The organism is Corynebacterium sp. MSK122, assembly GCF_030229435.2.
In the GTDB taxonomy this organism is placed as follows: domain Bacteria; phylum Actinomycetota; class Actinomycetes; order Mycobacteriales; family Mycobacteriaceae; genus Corynebacterium; species Corynebacterium marquesiae.
The window spans coordinates 1-239 of the sequence record NZ_JASPHV020000107.1 but is presented as its reverse complement, the minus strand read 5'-3'; the positions used below and the strand labels follow the sequence as shown (position 1 = coordinate 239).

General features: G+C 51.9%; 1 pseudogene. It reads right to left on the bottom strand.

Features of this window, described 5'->3' with window-relative positions:
- Positions 1–239, bottom strand: a pseudogene (locus tag QP934_RS11650) (IS1249 family transposase); the annotation flags it as partial.

Sequence of the window (239 nt, the reverse complement as noted above, 5' to 3'; positions counted from 1 at the left end):
AATGTGTCCATACCCATGTCCAATTTCCTGTATCAGGGTCTTTAACCCTGGTCTTTTCGTCCATCCACCTGCGGTAGACAGTGTTGAAGTCGTGGAGTAGCGAACTCCAGTGGGCTATATCTTCTGTAGTGCGTACCCGGGTTAGTTTCAGCGCTAGCGTGTAGATAGCTTTGCCGGCATCAGTACGTGGGCGTGAGGTTGTGTAGCGACGAACTACACGCTGTGCGTGGACAAGGCAA